13 protein-coding genes are annotated in these 16,508 nt (G+C 43.5%); 7 read left to right on the top strand and 6 right to left on the bottom strand.

Going from position 1 to position 16,508, the window contains the following annotated elements:
* Window positions 1-422 precede the first annotated feature (422 nt).
* Together VK179_07835 and VK179_07840 are read left to right on the top strand one after the other, a co-directional pair.
* Complete coding sequence (locus tag VK179_07835; protein HLO58636.1) at window positions 423-857, top strand: OsmC family protein; 435 nt, start codon at window positions 423-425, stop codon at window positions 855-857.
* A 678-nt stretch (window positions 858-1,535) separates the two neighbouring features.
* Window positions 1,536-2,828, top strand: a complete 1,293-nt coding sequence (locus VK179_07840; protein HLO58637.1) for an NlpC/P60 family protein — start codon at window positions 1,536-1,538, stop codon at window positions 2,826-2,828.
* Window positions 2,829-2,983: 155 nt separating this feature from the next.
* Here the strand turns inward: VK179_07840 and VK179_07845 are convergent, their stop codons facing one another.
* Complete coding sequence (locus tag VK179_07845) at window positions 2,984-3,730, bottom strand: alpha/beta hydrolase-fold protein (GenBank protein ID HLO58638.1); 747 nt, start codon at window positions 3,728-3,730, stop codon at window positions 2,984-2,986.
* Between the two features lie 385 nt (window positions 3,731-4,115).
* On the opposite strand from VK179_07845, the gene VK179_07850 reads away from it, so the two are divergent.
* Together VK179_07850 and VK179_07855 are read left to right on the top strand one after the other, a co-directional pair.
* Entirely contained in the window at window positions 4,116-5,801 is a 1,686-nt protein-coding gene (locus VK179_07850) for a DUF2961 domain-containing protein (protein ID HLO58639.1), read from the top strand.
* A gap of 274 nt (window positions 5,802-6,075) precedes the next feature.
* Entirely contained in the window at window positions 6,076-6,621 is a 546-nt protein-coding gene (locus tag VK179_07855; GenBank protein ID HLO58640.1) for a YhcH/YjgK/YiaL family protein, read from the top strand.
* Window positions 6,622-6,864: 243 nt separating this feature from the next.
* On the opposite strand, the gene VK179_07860 is transcribed toward VK179_07855, so the two are convergent.
* The 5 genes from VK179_07860 to VK179_07880 form a co-directional block, all read right to left on the bottom strand.
* A complete protein-coding gene (locus VK179_07860; protein HLO58641.1) occupies window positions 6,865-8,352 on the bottom strand; it encodes a TolC family protein in 1,488 nt (495 codons plus the stop codon).
* 3 nt (window positions 8,353-8,355) lie between these two features.
* Complete coding sequence (locus tag VK179_07865; GenBank protein HLO58642.1) at window positions 8,356-9,573, bottom strand: efflux RND transporter periplasmic adaptor subunit; 1,218 nt, start codon at window positions 9,571-9,573, stop codon at window positions 8,356-8,358.
* Window positions 9,574-9,681: 108 nt separating this feature from the next.
* Window positions 9,682-10,329 carry a copper homeostasis protein CutC gene (locus tag VK179_07870; GenBank protein ID HLO58643.1) on the bottom strand — a complete coding sequence of 216 codons (648 nt, stop codon included), beginning with the start codon at window positions 10,327-10,329 and terminating at the stop codon, window positions 9,682-9,684.
* Between the two features lie 33 nt (window positions 10,330-10,362).
* Complete coding sequence (locus VK179_07875; protein HLO58644.1) at window positions 10,363-11,754, bottom strand: folylpolyglutamate synthase/dihydrofolate synthase family protein; 1,392 nt, start codon at window positions 11,752-11,754, stop codon at window positions 10,363-10,365.
* Window positions 11,693-12,202: a nitroreductase family protein gene (locus VK179_07880; protein ID HLO58645.1), complete on the bottom strand. Its 510-nt coding sequence runs from the start codon at window positions 12,200-12,202 to the stop codon at window positions 11,693-11,695. The genes VK179_07875 and VK179_07880 overlap by 62 nt, the downstream gene beginning before the upstream one ends.
* A 317-nt stretch (window positions 12,203-12,519) precedes the next feature.
* Between VK179_07880 and VK179_07885 the strand changes: the two genes are divergently transcribed.
* From VK179_07885 to ppk1, 3 genes are all read left to right on the top strand, one after another.
* Window positions 12,520-13,851: a PhoH family protein gene (locus VK179_07885; protein ID HLO58646.1), complete on the top strand. Its 1,332-nt coding sequence runs from the start codon at window positions 12,520-12,522 to the stop codon at window positions 13,849-13,851.
* Window positions 13,852-13,916: 65 nt separating this feature from the next.
* Complete coding sequence (locus tag VK179_07890; protein ID HLO58647.1) at window positions 13,917-14,417, top strand: histidine phosphatase family protein; 501 nt, start codon at window positions 13,917-13,919, stop codon at window positions 14,415-14,417.
* 24 nt (window positions 14,418-14,441) lie between these two features.
* Window positions 14,442-16,505, top strand: a complete 2,064-nt coding sequence (gene ppk1 / locus VK179_07895; protein HLO58648.1) for a polyphosphate kinase 1 — start codon at window positions 14,442-14,444, stop codon at window positions 16,503-16,505.
* Window positions 16,506-16,508: the final 3 nt, after the last annotated feature.

Consider the following 16,508-nt stretch of genomic DNA (forward strand, 5'->3'; position numbering starts at 1 on the left):
ATTACTACAAAGATATCGCCACTAACGTGGCTATAGCTTAAACCTCCGGTTTAAGCCTCTGTAAACCAATATGTAATATATAGCAACTTGAGTTATTAGTATAATTTGCTTAAGAAACCTGCGGTTTAACTCAATGGCCGCATCGGGCCGTAAACCGAAGCCTTACGGTTACTCAAACCGAAGGTTTGAGACTTTGCGTTCTTTGCGTTCTTTGCGGTTTACTGAAGGACTTTTATTGAGGTAAAATAAATTTTTGCGGTTATATTTTTAATTTTTGAGTGCTTTTGGCCATGGTGTGCCTGTGCGGGCATATTGCTTCGTCGCTTTAGATCTTTTTATAATCAGAAATATTGTCTGGCTCCTCGCAATGACGGCTAAGAGATTTGCTATATTTATCCCCCTAAACTTTTATACCTCTCACTATGACCCCTGACAAATCAAAGGAAGTTTTTGCAGAAATTGCATTGGTTAATGACCGGTTACATTTCAAAGGTACCGTTGACGGCAATGAACCCGTGTCTATCGATTATGTACCGCCGCTTGGAGATAACCTGGGTTACACTTCTCTTGAATTATTATTGCTTAGTCTTTCATCCTGCCTGGGTACCGCAGTGCTGACTTTCCTGAGAAAGAAAAGAAAAACCATTACGGGATTATCCATAAAATCTCATGGCATACGGCACCAGGAACACCCGACAGGATTTAAAACAATCGAGCTGCACATCGAATTGCATTCACCCGATACGTCAGATGAGGAACTGGCCGGTGTGATTAAAATGGGGGAGGATACGTATTGCCCGGTGTTTGCTATGGTTAAGGGGAATGTGGAAATTAGGTATACGAGGGTAATTGTGTGATAAAAAAATAACGCAAAGGATTTTTTTACTATTAATATCATTTTGTTTTATCAGTACTTCTAATGAAATTACTATAAAGAAACCTACGGTTTGACGCAAAGGCCGCAAAGGGCCGTAAACCGAAGGTTTACGGTTCCTCAAACCGTAGGTTTAAGGTCTTTGCGGACTCTGATAACTTAAATGCGGCGATACTATAAGCAGTACTTCACTAAAGCTTGGACTTCAACCGAAGTGAAATAAATCTTTGCGGTTAAGTTTTTTTGACAATTCTTTCGTCCTTTTGACCATGGTGTGCCTACGCGCTCCTATTAATGACGACTTTTCATAATTCGTTGTATACTAATGAATAACCCTGAAAGGGTTCAATTTGAATAACCGCGGGTGAAACCCGTGGTACGGTGCACGATGACAAACACAACTCTGAAAGAGTTGAATAATGCATAATTGAGATTGAACCCTTTCAGGGTTCTTGTCTGCTGACATCATAATCCACGGGTTTCACCCGCGGTTATTCAGATCTCGCTACTTCGTAGCTATCCGTGAAAGCCCCTGGTTGTCATTTCGTGCAACTCCTCCCAATGACGGAGGTTTTCCTGTTTCCATTTGCTTCTTAATTAAATATTTGGTAAATTTCATAAGACCTTACCCGAATTTTCCTAACCTTTATATCCAAACCTTATGAAAACCAAAATTTTATTGGCCTTTTCATTAATCCTTCTTTTATGTAATACTTGTAGTAAAGATGATAAACCTTCCCTGGAAGAACTTATAGCCATTGAAGCTCTGGATGAGGACCAGGCTGCATTCTGGGACAATCAGCCAAGTGTCAATCTTACCACTTCAGAGGTTATTCTGCCAAACGGATTAAGCCTGGACGATTACCTGCTACAAATGGCCCCGGATTTTTATTATGACTGGAATAAGAAAAGCACGGAAGCTACCAACGAACTCGGTCCACAGGACAGCAAAAACCTGCTCATAGCCAAATTAAGCCAGATTGCCATTTATCTTACCACCCGCAGTAATTTTGTTTATACCGGCAGTAATGAGTCTCAGCCTGATCAGAACGGACTTGCCTATTCTTTTGGATCGAGAGATCACACCGTCCGGAAAAAACCACCTTTTGGTGATTGTACATATGAAATATATGGCCTCGATTGTTCAGGTATGATTTACCAGCTGTTCCTGCAGTCAGGTGTAACCAGTGGCCTCTATTCGTCAGCTGAAATACAAAGACAGCCAGCCACATTGCAAAAGGCAATCAAAACAGCCTTTCCTGAATTAAAAAAGATTAAAGTAGAAGATCTTGGGAAAATTGAAACATCAAAAGTTGAAAGTGGTGATATCATTTACTGGCTCGATAGCAAGGGGGTGGCTTTTCATATAGGCATGATCCTCAAAAACAGTACGGGAAATTTATTGGTGGCGCAGTCTAACGGCCGTGCCTCTGTGGATTGTGAAGATAATTACGGCCCTAACAGGGGACCAAGGTTTGTAAATGTAAATTCAGCTGTTTTACCTCCGAAAACCGGCTTTGGCAGTGATTACAGAATTGTAAGGATTAATGCAGAGATCTCAGGCAAATGGGATCTGGTTATACGCTGTCAGAATGCCTCCTATGATTTCCTGACTGTAAATCTTGAATTTCCCACAAAAAACTCAAACAACTTTCAATTGAGCAAAACAGCAGTGTATCCGGGTGATGGTGTATCCTATGATCTGGACTTTTCTTTTACTTATGATAATGTTACCAATATATTAACCTGTATGTTCTCAACGAATGCTTCCGTTTATCCTGATTTTTACAGGTTTGACAGTTTTTCGGTTAAACTTGAAAGAGATGATACCGGGTATTTTGCTGCGACACTGGGTGATCATTATAATAGTGGTTGTGCTTATGATGTAAGACTCATCAATAAGGAAGTAAGTTCCGTAAAAAGTGCTTTGCTTTCCGGGATGCGTTTAAATTAAAATGACGGCAATGAACATGGCACAGCGTATCGCCTTTCTCCTGCAAGGAGAGGGCAGGGGGTGAGGTGTTAAGGGGGCGGTTTGATTAAGGCCTGCCTTTGGTCTGGGTGTGCCTGTGCTTGCAGATTGCTTCGTCGCTTTTCTTTTTGGTATAATCAATGATTGATCTGGCTCCTCGCAATGACGGCCGCCTCAAACAGCGCCGGAATATCACTTGTGTTGTGATCGGCACCTTCAAATACATTAAAATGCCAGTTCAGATTCGTAAATGAAATACCAGTTAAATTGCCATTTAAAATATCTGCCCACTTAATCACCTGTTTCATGTCGTTTGATCCGTAACTCAGGTAAAAATCAACCTGACTTTTCATTTCACTGTCCATCTTTACATAATTCTCCTTCTGTATTAAGTCCATTATAGGAGTTGGACTTGAAGCAATGTAACAGTTAAAATATTCCGGTTTGTTCAGCATGGCGTATATCGCAAAACTTCCGCCAAACGAATGACCAAATAAAATCCGCTTTTTGCAGGTATAATCTTTTTCGATTGCCGGAATCAATTCTGATGCCAGGAATTCAAGAAAATTATTCGCTCCTTTTACATACAGCAAATCCCGCCTTCTGTCGGTGTTTACTATTCCAACTGCAATCAGGTTTGTCAGGCAATTACCGTTCTTTTCCATCCATTTCTGAACCCGATAGGCTGAGAATTCTCCATCTGTCATGTAAAGAACTTTCACCGGATCATGACCTGACATATTGGTAGGTTTGATCACTATTATGTTTCGTGTTTCTTTCAGTATTTCAGAATTGAATTGAAGGGTATCCGTTATGAAAGCCTGAGTCTGTGGGAAAAGCAATACAGGGCACAGGCTGAAAATCAGAAGGAGATATGATCTCATTGTTAAAGTTTTTGTCGGGTAGAGCTAAATTATATAATTTAAATTAGTCTGACTAGAGATGCTCTAATCGAAAACGAATTGTCTGGCCTCCGGCAATTACACAAAAAAACTATTTAACCGCAAAGGAATAGGTTACCTTAATAGAATTTTCCTATTTGTGCTTCTAAATTAATTTAGTATAAGAAACCTGCGGTTATATCTATTTATAATTTTTGAGTGCTTTTGGCCAGGGTGTGCCTGTGCAGGCAGATTGCTTCGTCGCGTTACATTCTGCAATAATCAGAGTATTTCATGCTCCTCGCAATGACGGCAATGAACATGGCACAGCGTATCGCCCATCTCCTGCAAGGAGAGGGGAGGAGGTGAGGGGTAAAATAATTGAAGCATGATGACATATAAAGTAAGTAATTTGAATTATATTTCGATATACTCCAATACCACTATCATGAAAAACATTGCTGTTGTTTTTATCCTTACATTGATTCTTTCAGCCTGCAAAACAAATAGCGTTTCAAACCAAACGGATGTCCGTGATCTTTCCTGGTTCCTTGAAAGGCTGATCAACACTGATCATATGCCGGAACTTGAGGATTCCCACACTGCCATGGCTTCCACCTGGGATACGACCGGTTCAAATAACGACGGATACTATTACAAAGGGTTAAAAGATACGGTTTATGTGATTCTTGATAAAGACGGCCCGGGATGCATTCACCGTATTTTTACAGGCCGTTCATACCTTGAAATCCAGGGAACCCGGTTACAGCTGTTTGTGGATGGATCATCCGAACCGGTCTTCGATGTGCCTGTGAGCGACCTGTTCGACCCGGCAAGAAGTCCATTCCCTTACCCTCTGGCCTCCAACAAAACGTATCCCGGTATTTTATTCCCCTTTCCCTATGAGAAACACATCAAAGTTCAGCTTTATAATCCGCTCGCTGAAAACTGGGGCAATTACTGGCAGGTTACCTATACCACCTATGCAGAAAACACTCCGGTAAAAAGCATCCACTATCCTTTTACAGACGCGGAAAACAGGCTGATTAAAAAAGTATGCGATGCATGGCTTTATGCCGAACGCAATGCGCCGACACCTCCTGCAAACTGGACCATTGACCGGAAGCTGACTATTAAGGCCGGTTCTGAAGACAGCATCAACCTCGAAGGATGCGGAATCGTGAAGCAGTTCGTCATCAATGGCAGTCCCAATATCCCCGAATCATGGCGAAACACCCGGTTTATTGTGTATTGGGATGGAACCGGCCATAAAAGCATTGATGTCCCCCTCGGCTATTTCTTCGGAAATGCTGATTATGCCTCCCTGTTTCAGTATCATTCACTTGTAACCGGAATAACACCCGACGGAGCCTATTCCCTGTTTCCCATGCCTTTTGCAAACGGCGGCAAGATGGTATTCCGCAATGAAAACAAAACCGATGTCGAACTCACTATAAAGCTGGATATCGAAAAGAAAGATTCGCTTGCTTCCAATTTCGGCCGGTTTCATGCCACGTTCAGTGAAGTAAAGCCATACGGTAACGGCTATGACAGTCTGCCCCGGTTTGGCAAAAGTGTCAAACCTTTTTTCATTACACTGGATAAAAATTCGGGTCCCGGAAAATATGTCGGCACCCAGCTGCATGTGGCATGGCCTGTAAAGATTCAATGGTGGGGTGAGGGCGACTGGCTGATATGGACGGATGAAGAAGGATTTCCGCCTTCATACCACGGAACCGGAACGGAGGAGTATTTCAATTCGGGCTGGTGTTTCTTCGACAGGAAGGCTATTTCAGGATTTGTTAAAATGCAGCCCGGCAACGTGGACGTATATTCTTACCATTTCAACGATGCCTTCCAGTTTCAGCATCACATCCGCACATCGGTTGAAATATGGTGGTGGCAGCCGGAAATTATCAAAAGCATCTGGGGTGCCACGGCGTTCTGGTATGCCAATCCACCACAGGATGCAGGATCCATGCAGGGACTTGTTGGTCCGAGGCTTATCCATAAAGGAAATGTGAAGGGGGAAACGGGTGTGTGGGAAGACGAAGGAGTAAGGAGTAAGGAGTAAGGAATAGGATAGGGATTAAAAACCGAGCCCCCGGGGTTCGGATCCCGGGGGCTCACCATATAACGGAACAATGGGTGTTGGAGCATCAAACAGGATGCAACGGGTTGTTTTTATCGCTTTTGCAGATTTGCATCCCGGGGGTTAAGTTGGATAACTTAACGTTCCATATGCTTAATACCTTGAAAAGCCAAAAAGTAACCCTCGGGTAGAAAATATTTTTCAAATTATTTTGAAATATTAGCAGTTAAATTGGAACTCAATAAAATACAGAGAAATGTCAGATGAAAAAATTACACCGGCTATCGCCACAAAATGGTTGAATAAAAAGGAATGGGCAGGAGGACTTGAAATATCGGTTCATAAATCGGTGGATGCCCTTGAGTTTTATCATCAGTATGCCAGGAACAGGAAAGCGTGGGATAAGGCTTTTGCATGGCTGAAAGACACTGATCTGGAAACCATTGCTCCCGGAAAGTACAAAATAGATGGAGATAACGTTTATGCTTCAGTGGCTGAAGCGCCAACGAAAAATCCTGATGATGCCAAATGGGAAGCGCATAAAAAATATGCCGATATCCAGTATGTAATCTCCGGAGTGGAAGAAATGGGCATTGCACCTATTTCAAGAGCTGTAGCCATCGAACCGTTTAATGAATCAACCGACCTGGGATTCTATGAAATTCCGGAAGCCGACTGCAGGTATTACACGGCTGATTCGGAAGCCTTTTTTATTTTCTTTCCGCAGGATGCGCACAGGCCATGTATCCGTGTTAGCGGTTATGATGTGAATAAGAAGGTTGTAATTAAAGTATTGGTTTGAAAGCTTCGCTGTTTAAAGAAGAAGTTTGGTGTTTCCTGGCACTGGGCGTTTCGGAATTAGCGTTTAGACGAAGTCGGAGACTTCGCCTAGCATAGGGACTTCGCCTAGCATAGGTTTGAAGAAGAGTTTGAAAGAAGTTTAAGAATAGTTTTATTCAAACGATTTCATTTCAAACGATTTCATTTCAAATGATTTCATTTCAAATGATTTCCATTCAAACGATCTTGTTCAAACAATTTCAAACTACTGCTTTTCAAGCATCGGATTCAGATACTGGATCTTCTGTTTAAGCTCGAAATCATAGAGGGTGAGTATGCGTAAGCGGTAGTAAGATTCCCAGTAATTCTGGATGGAATAAATGTAATCGCGCTTGGCCGATTCTCTTTCAGAAAGGGCAATGTTCAGGTCGGTTATACTGATCTCACCGCTTTGAAACCGTTTCAGCGCAATCAGGTACCCGTTTTCAGCCACTTTATCTGCTTCCTTTGCGGTGGCCAGCTGATCTTTCAGTAAACTGAACTGCTCAACCTGCACAATAATACTGCGTTCGAAATCTTCCCTGTCTCTTTCCACGTCGTAAATGACAAGCTCACGCTGTGATTCGGCAAGCTTAACGGTTGAGGCCGATCTTCCCCAGTCGAGTATCGGAATGCTCATGGATAGCTTGAGCGACCTTCCTCCTTCGGGATTTTCATATATTCCCTGGTAATCATAGGCAACGTTGGAAACCCCTACACTTCCTGAAAGTGTTGCACTCAGTCCTGTGCTTCTTTTAGCTTTTACAAGCTGACTGTTGGCCTCAATAACCCGGCGCTGAAATAACGGCGTCTCCTTCCTGTTTTCCTTGGCTTCAAGCAGCGCTTTTTCAGGATCAATCTCGAACAACAACATATCCAGCGGAATTGTCAACTCTATTTTCTGGTTCTGGTCGAGATTTACGTAGGATTTCAGTTCAAAATCCGCGTTGTTCAGTTCCATGGTGGAGTTGCTGAGTGCCTTGCGGGCGTTCAGCACCGAAAGTTGGATCCGAGCATAGTCGTTTTCGGAAATCTTACCCAGCTGTTGTTTTGTTTGGGCAATCTTTAAATTGTCTTCGCTGTTTTTAAGATTGTTCGTGGCCAGGTTGAAATTGGTTTGTATGCGCAGGTATTTGAAAAACCGGCGGGTGGCTTCGAGGGATATTTCTTCAATCGACTGGTTAAATTGTTTCTGTGCTTCTTCATGAACCAGCGGTTCTGTTTTACGCTGCCATTTCATGTAATTGTAGGCGAAAATCGGCTGGTAAATGCCTATTTCATAAGGCGCTCCTGAAAATTTCACCTGGTGGTTGATAAAATCCTGGTTCCTGTACAAATCGGTACCGGCCCATATGTAAGTACCCGTCTGGGCTATGGCCTGGTTAAGCGACAACTGCATGTTGGCATTGATCTGTGATTGAAAAACGAAATCAATGCTACCGTCATCGAGCGTTACCGCATCAGGCCTGTGGAAATAATTGGGAAGATTGCCGCTGAGAACAAGTTGAGGCCTGAAGCTTGTCTTGAAATTTTTCCAGCGCCAGTAATAATTTACGTTTGTATTCTGTACATTCTTAACTGAAGCCGACTGGTTGACGGCCAGGTCAACTACATTCCGAAGGCTCAGTGTAATCCTTAAGGAGTCACTTTTCTGGCCTGAAGCAACTGAAACGGTCAGGAGAAGGGTAGTGAAAACACTGCAAAACCTGTTCATCTTTTACAGCTCGTTAAAATCAATTTCTTTTCTGTGCCTGAAGGGTGCTACATCAGATATGATGACGCGATCTCCGGGTTTAAGGCCTGAAAGGACCTCAATGTAATCGCTTCCTGTCAGACCCGTTTCAACGCGGGTTTTAATGGCCTTATTGCCCCTTACCACATAAACGTCCTGTTGCTTGTTTTTATTGAATGCCGGTCCTTTCTCAATCCGCAGCACGCTGTCTTTCTGATGGGTTACAATCATCAGGTCAACTTCCATGTTGGGTATCAGTTTTTTGAAATTGCTGTAATCGAGAAATACATCGAAATTTATTTTCTTATCGGTCAATACAGGTGATACGCTGCCAATTTTACCCTTCAGCCGGGCATTTTCAACAATGGCGAAAACTTCGCCCCCTGTTTTCAAGTCATCAACAAATTTATTATCAACGGAGCACCTGATTTTATAATTCGAAAGGTCGGACATTCTTACAAGCAACTTATCCTTCTCCACCTTTTCGCCTTCATTACCACTTATGCTTAACAGGATGCCGGTTGAAGAAGCTTTAATATTCATCTGTTGAAGCAGGTCAAGCTTTGTCTGCAAATCCTTACGCCGCATTTCGATCTGCAGCAGAAGCCCGTTTTCATCCGCTTCAAGCTGTTTCAAACGAATCGAATTCTTTTCCTGTGTTGTTTTCAGGTCTTTTTCTGCCAGCACCAGTTCCTGTTTGGTTTGCTCGAATAAGGCAGGCGAAATTCCTCCCACTTTCAACAGTTGCTCCTGGTCGGCTATCTCTGTTTTGAGCGAAGTGATCTTCAGGTTTTTCACTTCCACATTGTAATCCAGATCTACCCTTACGCTTCGGGCATTCAGCCTGTTCTTCTGCAGGTCGTTTTCCATAATCCCCAGCTGATCTTTCAGCGATTCGATCTCCTGCTGAATGTTTTTGGTATCCAGTGCCATGATCATATCTCCCTTTGAAACATGGCTGCCCGGAGCAAGGTAAATCTTCGAAATGATGCTTGCCGAAGGACTCAGCAACAATACCTCATTTTTCGGATTAACGATTCCTGAAGCAGGTACGGAAGTGAAGACAGGACCATAATCTACAATTGATGTTTTATATTGACCCGGAGAAATCGACGAAGGGATCAGAAACCGGTAAACGAGATAAAAAGCGAGAAAGATAAAAACAAGAAGAAGGACAATCAATGCTGATCTTTTTTTGCTCATGGTGATAAATTAAATACAGGCGGTTGTCAAACCGGATTAGATGGGCTCACAAAAATAACATTTCAGTCGATTTTTTCAAATAAAATGCCGGTGTTCTGAATCAGCCATCTATACCAAATCGCCTACTATTTTCTTTCCATGGAATTCCCGGGCGGGAATAATCCTGCTTAGTTCATTGATATTCTCAAAAGTAACTTTTCCGGCTACCACTACAGCAACCTTTTCACGGGCTATCTCCACGAGCTTTTTTAATGTGCCGGCTCCTTCGGCCGCCGTTTCAGCGCCTCCTGAGGTGAGCACTCTGGTGATCAGTCCTGAACAACATAATTTGGTAAATTCACTTTCAATATCAGCGGTTACATCAATGGCTTTATGAAAAGTTACCTGCATATCGCCGGCCTTTTTAAGTAATTCCGACAGGGTATTCAGATCCACTTCATTCTTTGAATTGAGAATTCCTATGGCTATGCCGTCGACACCGGCGTCACGGAAGGCTTCAATATCATAGGACATGTTTTCAATTTCCCTGGGACTATATACAAAATCGCCGCCCCTGGGTCTGATCATGGCTACAATGGGAATGCGCATGTATTTTTTACACATTTTTATTGTTCCTATCGACGGAGTTGTTCCGCCAACCGCAAGGTTTTCACATAATTCGATCCGTCCGGCCCCTGCTTTTTCTGCCCCGTATGCCTGGATGAATCCTTCAACACATGCTTCCTTTATTATCGAAATGGAATGGGATGTATTCATAGTACAGTTTCACAACAATTAAGCACTCCGAAATTAATCGATTTCACCCAATGTGGTAAGTTTACCAAAATATTCAAGGAAATCGGCTACAAGGAAATTGCTTCCCGTAATCATTACCAGGTCATCGCGACCGGCCTCCTGTTTCGCCTTTTCAAAGGCTTCTTTTACCGTGCTAAAACTTTTTCCTATTAGACCTGATTTTTCTGCAAGCTTCGCCAGATCTGTTTCATTCATAGTCCTGGGAACGGATAACCGGGTAAAATAATACTCGGCTCCAACGGGTAAATAATTCAGAATACCCAGAATATCCTTATCATTCACAAAGCCCAGCAACAGGTGGAGTTTTTTGTATGGTGTTTCTTTCACTTGCTGCATCACAACCCTGATGCCTTCGGTGTTGTGTGCCGTATCACAGATCACCAGGGGATTCGCCGAAATGATCTGCCATCTTCCGGACAGGCCTGTGTTTTTTACCACATTGCGGATACCCGCATATACATGTTCTTTTGAAACCGGAAGTTCCCTGCTGATCTGATCTATCGCCGTAAGCACGGTTACCGTGTTTTTCCGCTGGTAATGACCCATGAGCGCGGACTTGAGGTTTGGGTAAATTACATCACCATTGTGGTGTATATTGAATACCTGGTAGCCGTCGGTTGTACGCATACTGTAATCGATACCATAGGTCTGGTCGGCCACCACCATAGGCGCCTCAAGTCTTTCAGAAAAACCGCTGAATACCGGAATTGTCTCGGGCTGTGTTTCCCCGATCACAACCGGTGTGTGTTTCTTAATGATTCCTGCTTTTTCGGCTGCTATTTTCTCCAGCGTATCGCCAAGGATTTCAGTATGATCCTTTCCGATATTGGTAATTATTGAAACCAGGGGTTGTATGATGTTGGTGGCATCAAGTCTTCCCCCGAGTCCAACTTCAATTACAGCCACATCCACGTGATTCTGCAGAAAATATTCAAAAGCCATGAACACCGAAATCTCAAAAAAAGACGGATCGAACGTTTCAAAATACGACTTGTGGTTTGAAATAAATTCGGCAACAAAGTGTTTTGTGATCATTTTACCGTTCACCCGGATCCTTTCCCTGAAATCAACCAGGTGGGGCGATGTATATAATCCGACCCTCATCCCTGCTTCCTGCAGAATCGAAGCGAGCATATGAGAAACGGATCCCTTTCCGTTGGTGCCTGCAATATGAATGGTCCTGAACTTCCTGTGCGGATGACCGAAGTATTCATCGAGCATCAGCGTGTTATCCAATCCTGTCCGGTAAGCTAGCTTCCCGATACGCTGGTACATCGGAAGCTGGTTCATTATATAAGAAAGCGTGCTGTCGTAATTCATCAGGTCACCATTTTTCACTGTGTATCCGTGATTCATTGTACCGGCCGGGGTGAATTTTCTTTTCACCCGGATATCCGACCGATATGATTGAAAAACCTTTGATATGTGCCGGAAGTTCAAATATTTTCTGAATTGCTTCCATCCGTTGTTGCCTGGGGTAAATCCCCACCCACACGGCACCCAGTCCCATAGCATGTGCAGCCAGTAAAATATTCTGTGTGGCAGCCGAGCAATCCACAGGTCCATAGCCCGTATCGTGCTGCAAATTTTCGTCCCAGCATACCAGGATGGCGACAGATGCGTTTGATAACATAGATGCATTGGGGTGAACCTGTATAATGTTGTCAATCACCCCACGGTCGCGAAAAACAATAAAATGCCAGGGTTGTTTATTTACGGCTGAAGGTGCATACATCGCGCATTCCAGGAGCTTATTCACCTGGTCGTCCGTTACCGGTTCTGATGTGTATTTTCGGATACTGCGGCGTGTGAGAATGGCTTCCAGTGCATCCATATGTGAGTGTTGATAATTATTAATAAAGCAATACGGTGAAGTTGTGAAAAAAAGATAGTTTAAGGTCACAAATTTAAAAAAAAGATGCAGGATGGTGGATAGCAAAAGCTCGTCATTGCGAGCACCGGTTCATACAGTGCGAAGCAATCTGCCGGAACAGGCAGGGCGATGCAAAGACAATCTTATAGATGGTGGTTGTTGTCGAAGCTCTTCCTGTGCGGGCAGATTGCTTCGTCGCGTCACATCTTTCAATAATCAAAAATATTTCTGGCTCCTCGCAATGACGGTGCTAACAGACTAAAGACTAACAGACTACTATGGCTCTAAAAAAGAAAAAAGTTTTCGTTCTTGATACGAATGTGTTGTTGCATGATTACAAATGCATTTACAATTTCCAGGAAAACAATGTCATCATTCCCATTACGGTTCTTGAGGAACTCGATAAGTTCAAAAAGGGGAATGACATTATCAATTACCATGCAAGGGAGTTTACCCGTGAACTCGACAAGCTGTCGGGCGACAATCTTTTCAACGGCGGTGTTGCGCTGGGAAAGGGACTCGGAAAGCTGAGCATTGAAACCGGCAAGCCTTTTTCCACTGCCGTTCAGATGTCATTTCCTGAGAATACCCCCGATCACCGGATTTTAGCCATTGCCGAGCATGTATACAGGAATAATCCCGATAAGTGCGTGGTATTTATCAGCAAGGATATCAACCTGCGCATGAAAGCCAAATCAATAGGCATTATGGCGCAGGATTATGAGAATGACAAGGTCAGGAATATCGATGAGATTTACAGGAGTGTGAGCACAATGGACAACCTGGATGACCAGCTGATCATGAAAATGTATGAAAGCACTGAAGGGATCCCGGTTAATGATTTCAAACTTCCTGTTGTCCCCACGGCCAACCAGTATTTTATTTTTAAGGGCAACTCATCGAGCGCACTGGCTCACTTCAACCCGAAAACAGGACTGATGAACCGGGTTGTAAAGCAGAAAACGTATGGCATCGAGCCGCGCAACGCTGAACAGACGTTCGCCCTCGACGCGTTGCTTAATGAGGAAATACAGCTTGTCTCACTCACCGGTAAAGCCGGAACGGGCAAAACACTGCTTGCCCTGGCAGCGGCTTTGCAGCAACGCCAGGAATACACCCAGATCTTCCTTGCCAGGCCGATTGTCCCTCTTGCCAACCGTGATATCGGTTTTCTTCCGGGAGACATTAAAGAGAAAATTGGTCCTTACATGCTCCCGTTATTCGATAACCTGGATGTGATCAAAAACAAGTTTGCCCAGACCAGCAAGGAATTTCAGAAAATAGAGGAAATGCTGAAGACGGAGAAGCTGATTATTACACCATTGGCTTACATCAGGGGGAGAAGCCTTTCAAGGATCTTCTTCATCGTCGACGAAGCACAGAACCTTACCCCCCATGAGATAAAAACAATTATCACCCGCGCGGGAGAAGGAACAAAGATGGTTTTCACGGGTGATATCGAGCAGATCGATTCACCTTACCTGGATGAGAAATCGAACGGGCTCAGCTATCTTACAGATAAATTGCTGGGACAGGAATTATTTGCCCATGTGAACCTGGTTAAGGGTGAACGCAGTTACCTGGCCGAACTGGCAAGCCACCTGCTATAGCCCATTTTTTTGGAGCAAGTGTTAAAATGAATTACATTTGCAGACTTTAATACAGCGATTTATTAATGAAGCATTTGAAAGTGTTGCATGTTGTCAGGCATGCCAAGTCTTCCTGGGATTATGACGGAACAGCGGATATTGACCGGACGCTGAAATCGAAAGGCATACGGAGCGCATATGAGATCGCCAGGAAATTGAAGTTATCGAACCTTATACCCGAAAGAATCATTTCAAGTCCGGCCAACAGGGCTCTTCATACGGCTGTAATATTTGCCAGGGTTTTTGAATATCCCCTGACTGAGTTGAAAGTTAATGCCATGTTATACGAGTCTTCTGCTTCCAAAATCCAGGATATGATACGGTCTCTCGATGATGATTGCAGGTCGGTGATGATCTTCGGCCATAATCCCGATCTGACCGATCTGGTGAATGCTTTTGTCAAAACACCGTTGGAACTTCCCACTGCAGGAGCCGTATCGCTGAAATTCAATGTATCAGCCTGGGCTGAAATTGATCGTAACAAGCTGGAAAAATCAATAATAAATTTTCCCAGCAAAGATGAATAACGTGCGTATCTGAATTCTATCACTATGAAGAAAACCCCTATGCTGATCCATCGTGAAATCAGCTGGCTTTCATTCAACGAAAGGGTGTTGCAGGAAGCTCAGAGTCAGGATGTACCTTTGATTGAACGGATCAAATTCCTCGGTATATTTTCGAATAACCTCGATGAGTTTTTCAAAGTCCGTGTTGCCACTATCAAAAGGATGATCGATTATCAGCAGGGCAGCAAAAAGATTGAAGGCGAAAAACCCAAGAAGCTGATGAGCATGATCCAGAAGAAAGTGCTTCAGCTTCAGAACAAGTTTGAATATACTTTTCAGAATATTCTCACCGAGCTTGAGCGGAACGGCATCCTGATGATCAATGAACTTGAGCTTAACCCGCTTCAGGCAGAATTCGTAAGCCGCTACTTTGATGAAAATGTTTTCCCGGTTCTTTCGCCCATATTGCTCAGCAATGTGGAGAAATTCCCTTATCTGAAGGACAAATCGATATACCTTATTGTTCACCTGAGCAGCAGCGAGCCCGGAGTGAAATCGGATTACGCCCTTATTGAAATTCCCACGAATGTACTTCCCCGGTTTATCGTTCTTCCGAGTGAAAATGAAAAGAAATTCGTGATCCTGCTTGAAGATGTGATCCGGTATTCGCTTGATGATGTGTTTGCCCTGTTCCGGTTTGATCACTTCGAATCGTGGATCGTGAAACTTACCCGAGATGCCGAGCTGGATATGGACAATGATATTTCGAAGAGTTTCCTTGAAGTGATTTCAAAAGGCATCGACAGCCGCAAGACCGGTCAGCCGGTACGGTTTGTTTTTGATAACGCCATATCGCGTGATTTGCTTGAATACCTTGTAAAGCGGCTGAACCTGGATGAAGACAACAACCTCATTCCCGGCGGAAGGTATCACAATTTCAAGGATTTCATGAGATTTCCCAATATCGGTGGCCCTGAGCTGATGTATAAGAAGGATCATCCGCTTCAGCATCCGTTTATCAAAATGCACAAAAGCATCCTGGATGTGATGGCTGTTAAGGACTTTCTACTTCATGTTCCTTACCAGGATTTCAACATCTTTGTGAGGCTTTTGCAGGAAGCATCCATTGATCCAAGGGTTACCGAACTGCATATGACGGTTTACAGGGTATCAAAGAATTCGAAAGTCATTAACGCCCTGATTAACGCGGCGCGCAATGGTAAAAAAGTAACCGTTATAATCGAATTGCAGGCACGCTTTGACGAGGAGGCCAATATTTACTGGTCGCGCAAACTCGAGGAGGTAGGAGCCAAAGTAACATTCGGTTTCCCGGGATTGAAAATCCATGCCAAATTACTCAACATCACCCGTCGTGAGGGCCATAAGCATGTCAATTACGCCTGTATAAGCACGGGGAATTTCCATGAGGGAAATGCCCAGGTATATTCCGATCTTTTCCTGTTCACAGCCAATCCGAAAATCACTTCGGATGTGAAAAGGGTATTTGATTTCTTTGAAAATTCATATAAGAACTTTACCTATAAGCACCTTATCAAATCGCCGTTGCACCTGCGCCGCAAGATGTACCAGCTTATTGATAATGAAATAAAGAACGCCAGGGCAGGGAAAAAAGCCTATATTACTCTTAAGCTGAACAGCCTTGTGGATAATGAAATCATTTACAAACTGTATAAGGCTAACAACGCCGGTGTAAAAATCAGGCTTATCGTCAGGGGCACATGCTCGCTGACACCCGGAATTCCGGGACTCAGCGAAAACGTAGAGGCTATAAGCATCGTTGATAAATACCTTGAGCATTCACGGGTGTTAATATTCTGTAACGGGGGAAATGAATTGTATTACATCACTTCGGCGGACTGGATGACAAGGAACCTCGACAGACGCGTTGAAGTCGCCTGTCCTATATTTGACAAGGATGTGCAGCGTGAAATACGCGAAATTATTGAATTACAGCTCAAAGATAATGTCAAGGCCCGTGTCATCAATGCGGTTCAGGACAACCAGTATGTGAGCGTCAATGGTGATGAAAAAGTGAGGTCACAGGCTGAAACCTACAAGTATTACCAGCGGAAGCTGCAAAAGTTATAATGT

The organism is Bacteroidales bacterium (assembly GCA_035299085.1).
In the GTDB taxonomy this organism is placed as follows: domain Bacteria; phylum Bacteroidota; class Bacteroidia; order Bacteroidales; family UBA10428; genus UBA5072.

Bases quoted from the DNA above. Each gene is read 5' to 3' on its own strand.
- VK179_07840 (HLO58637.1), top strand. From the start codon at position 1,536: ATGAAAACCAAAATTTTATTGGCCTTTTCATTAATCCTTCTTTTATGT.
- VK179_07885 (HLO58646.1), top strand. From the start codon at position 12,520: ATGGCTCTAAAAAAGAAAAAAGTTTTCGTTCTTGATACGAATGTGTTG.
- VK179_07870 (HLO58643.1), bottom strand. From the start codon at position 10,329: ATGAATACATCCCATTCCATTTCGATAATAAAGGAAGCATGTGTTGAA.
- VK179_07845 (HLO58638.1), bottom strand. From the start codon at position 3,730: ATGAGATCATATCTCCTTCTGATTTTCAGCCTGTGCCCTGTATTGCTT.
- VK179_07850 (HLO58639.1), top strand. From the start codon at position 4,116: ATGATGACATATAAAGTAAGTAATTTGAATTATATTTCGATATACTCC.
- VK179_07860 (HLO58641.1), bottom strand. From the start codon at position 8,352: ATGAACAGGTTTTGCAGTGTTTTCACTACCCTTCTCCTGACCGTTTCA.
- VK179_07880 (HLO58645.1), bottom strand. From the start codon at position 12,202: ATGGATGCACTGGAAGCCATTCTCACACGCCGCAGTATCCGAAAATAC.
- VK179_07835 (HLO58636.1), top strand. From the start codon at position 423: ATGACCCCTGACAAATCAAAGGAAGTTTTTGCAGAAATTGCATTGGTT.
- VK179_07855 (HLO58640.1), top strand. From the start codon at position 6,076: ATGTCAGATGAAAAAATTACACCGGCTATCGCCACAAAATGGTTGAAT.
- VK179_07890 (HLO58647.1), top strand. From the start codon at position 13,917: ATGAAGCATTTGAAAGTGTTGCATGTTGTCAGGCATGCCAAGTCTTCC.
- ppk1 (HLO58648.1), top strand. From the start codon at position 14,442: ATGAAGAAAACCCCTATGCTGATCCATCGTGAAATCAGCTGGCTTTCA.
- VK179_07865 (HLO58642.1), bottom strand. From the start codon at position 9,573: ATGAGCAAAAAAAGATCAGCATTGATTGTCCTTCTTCTTGTTTTTATC.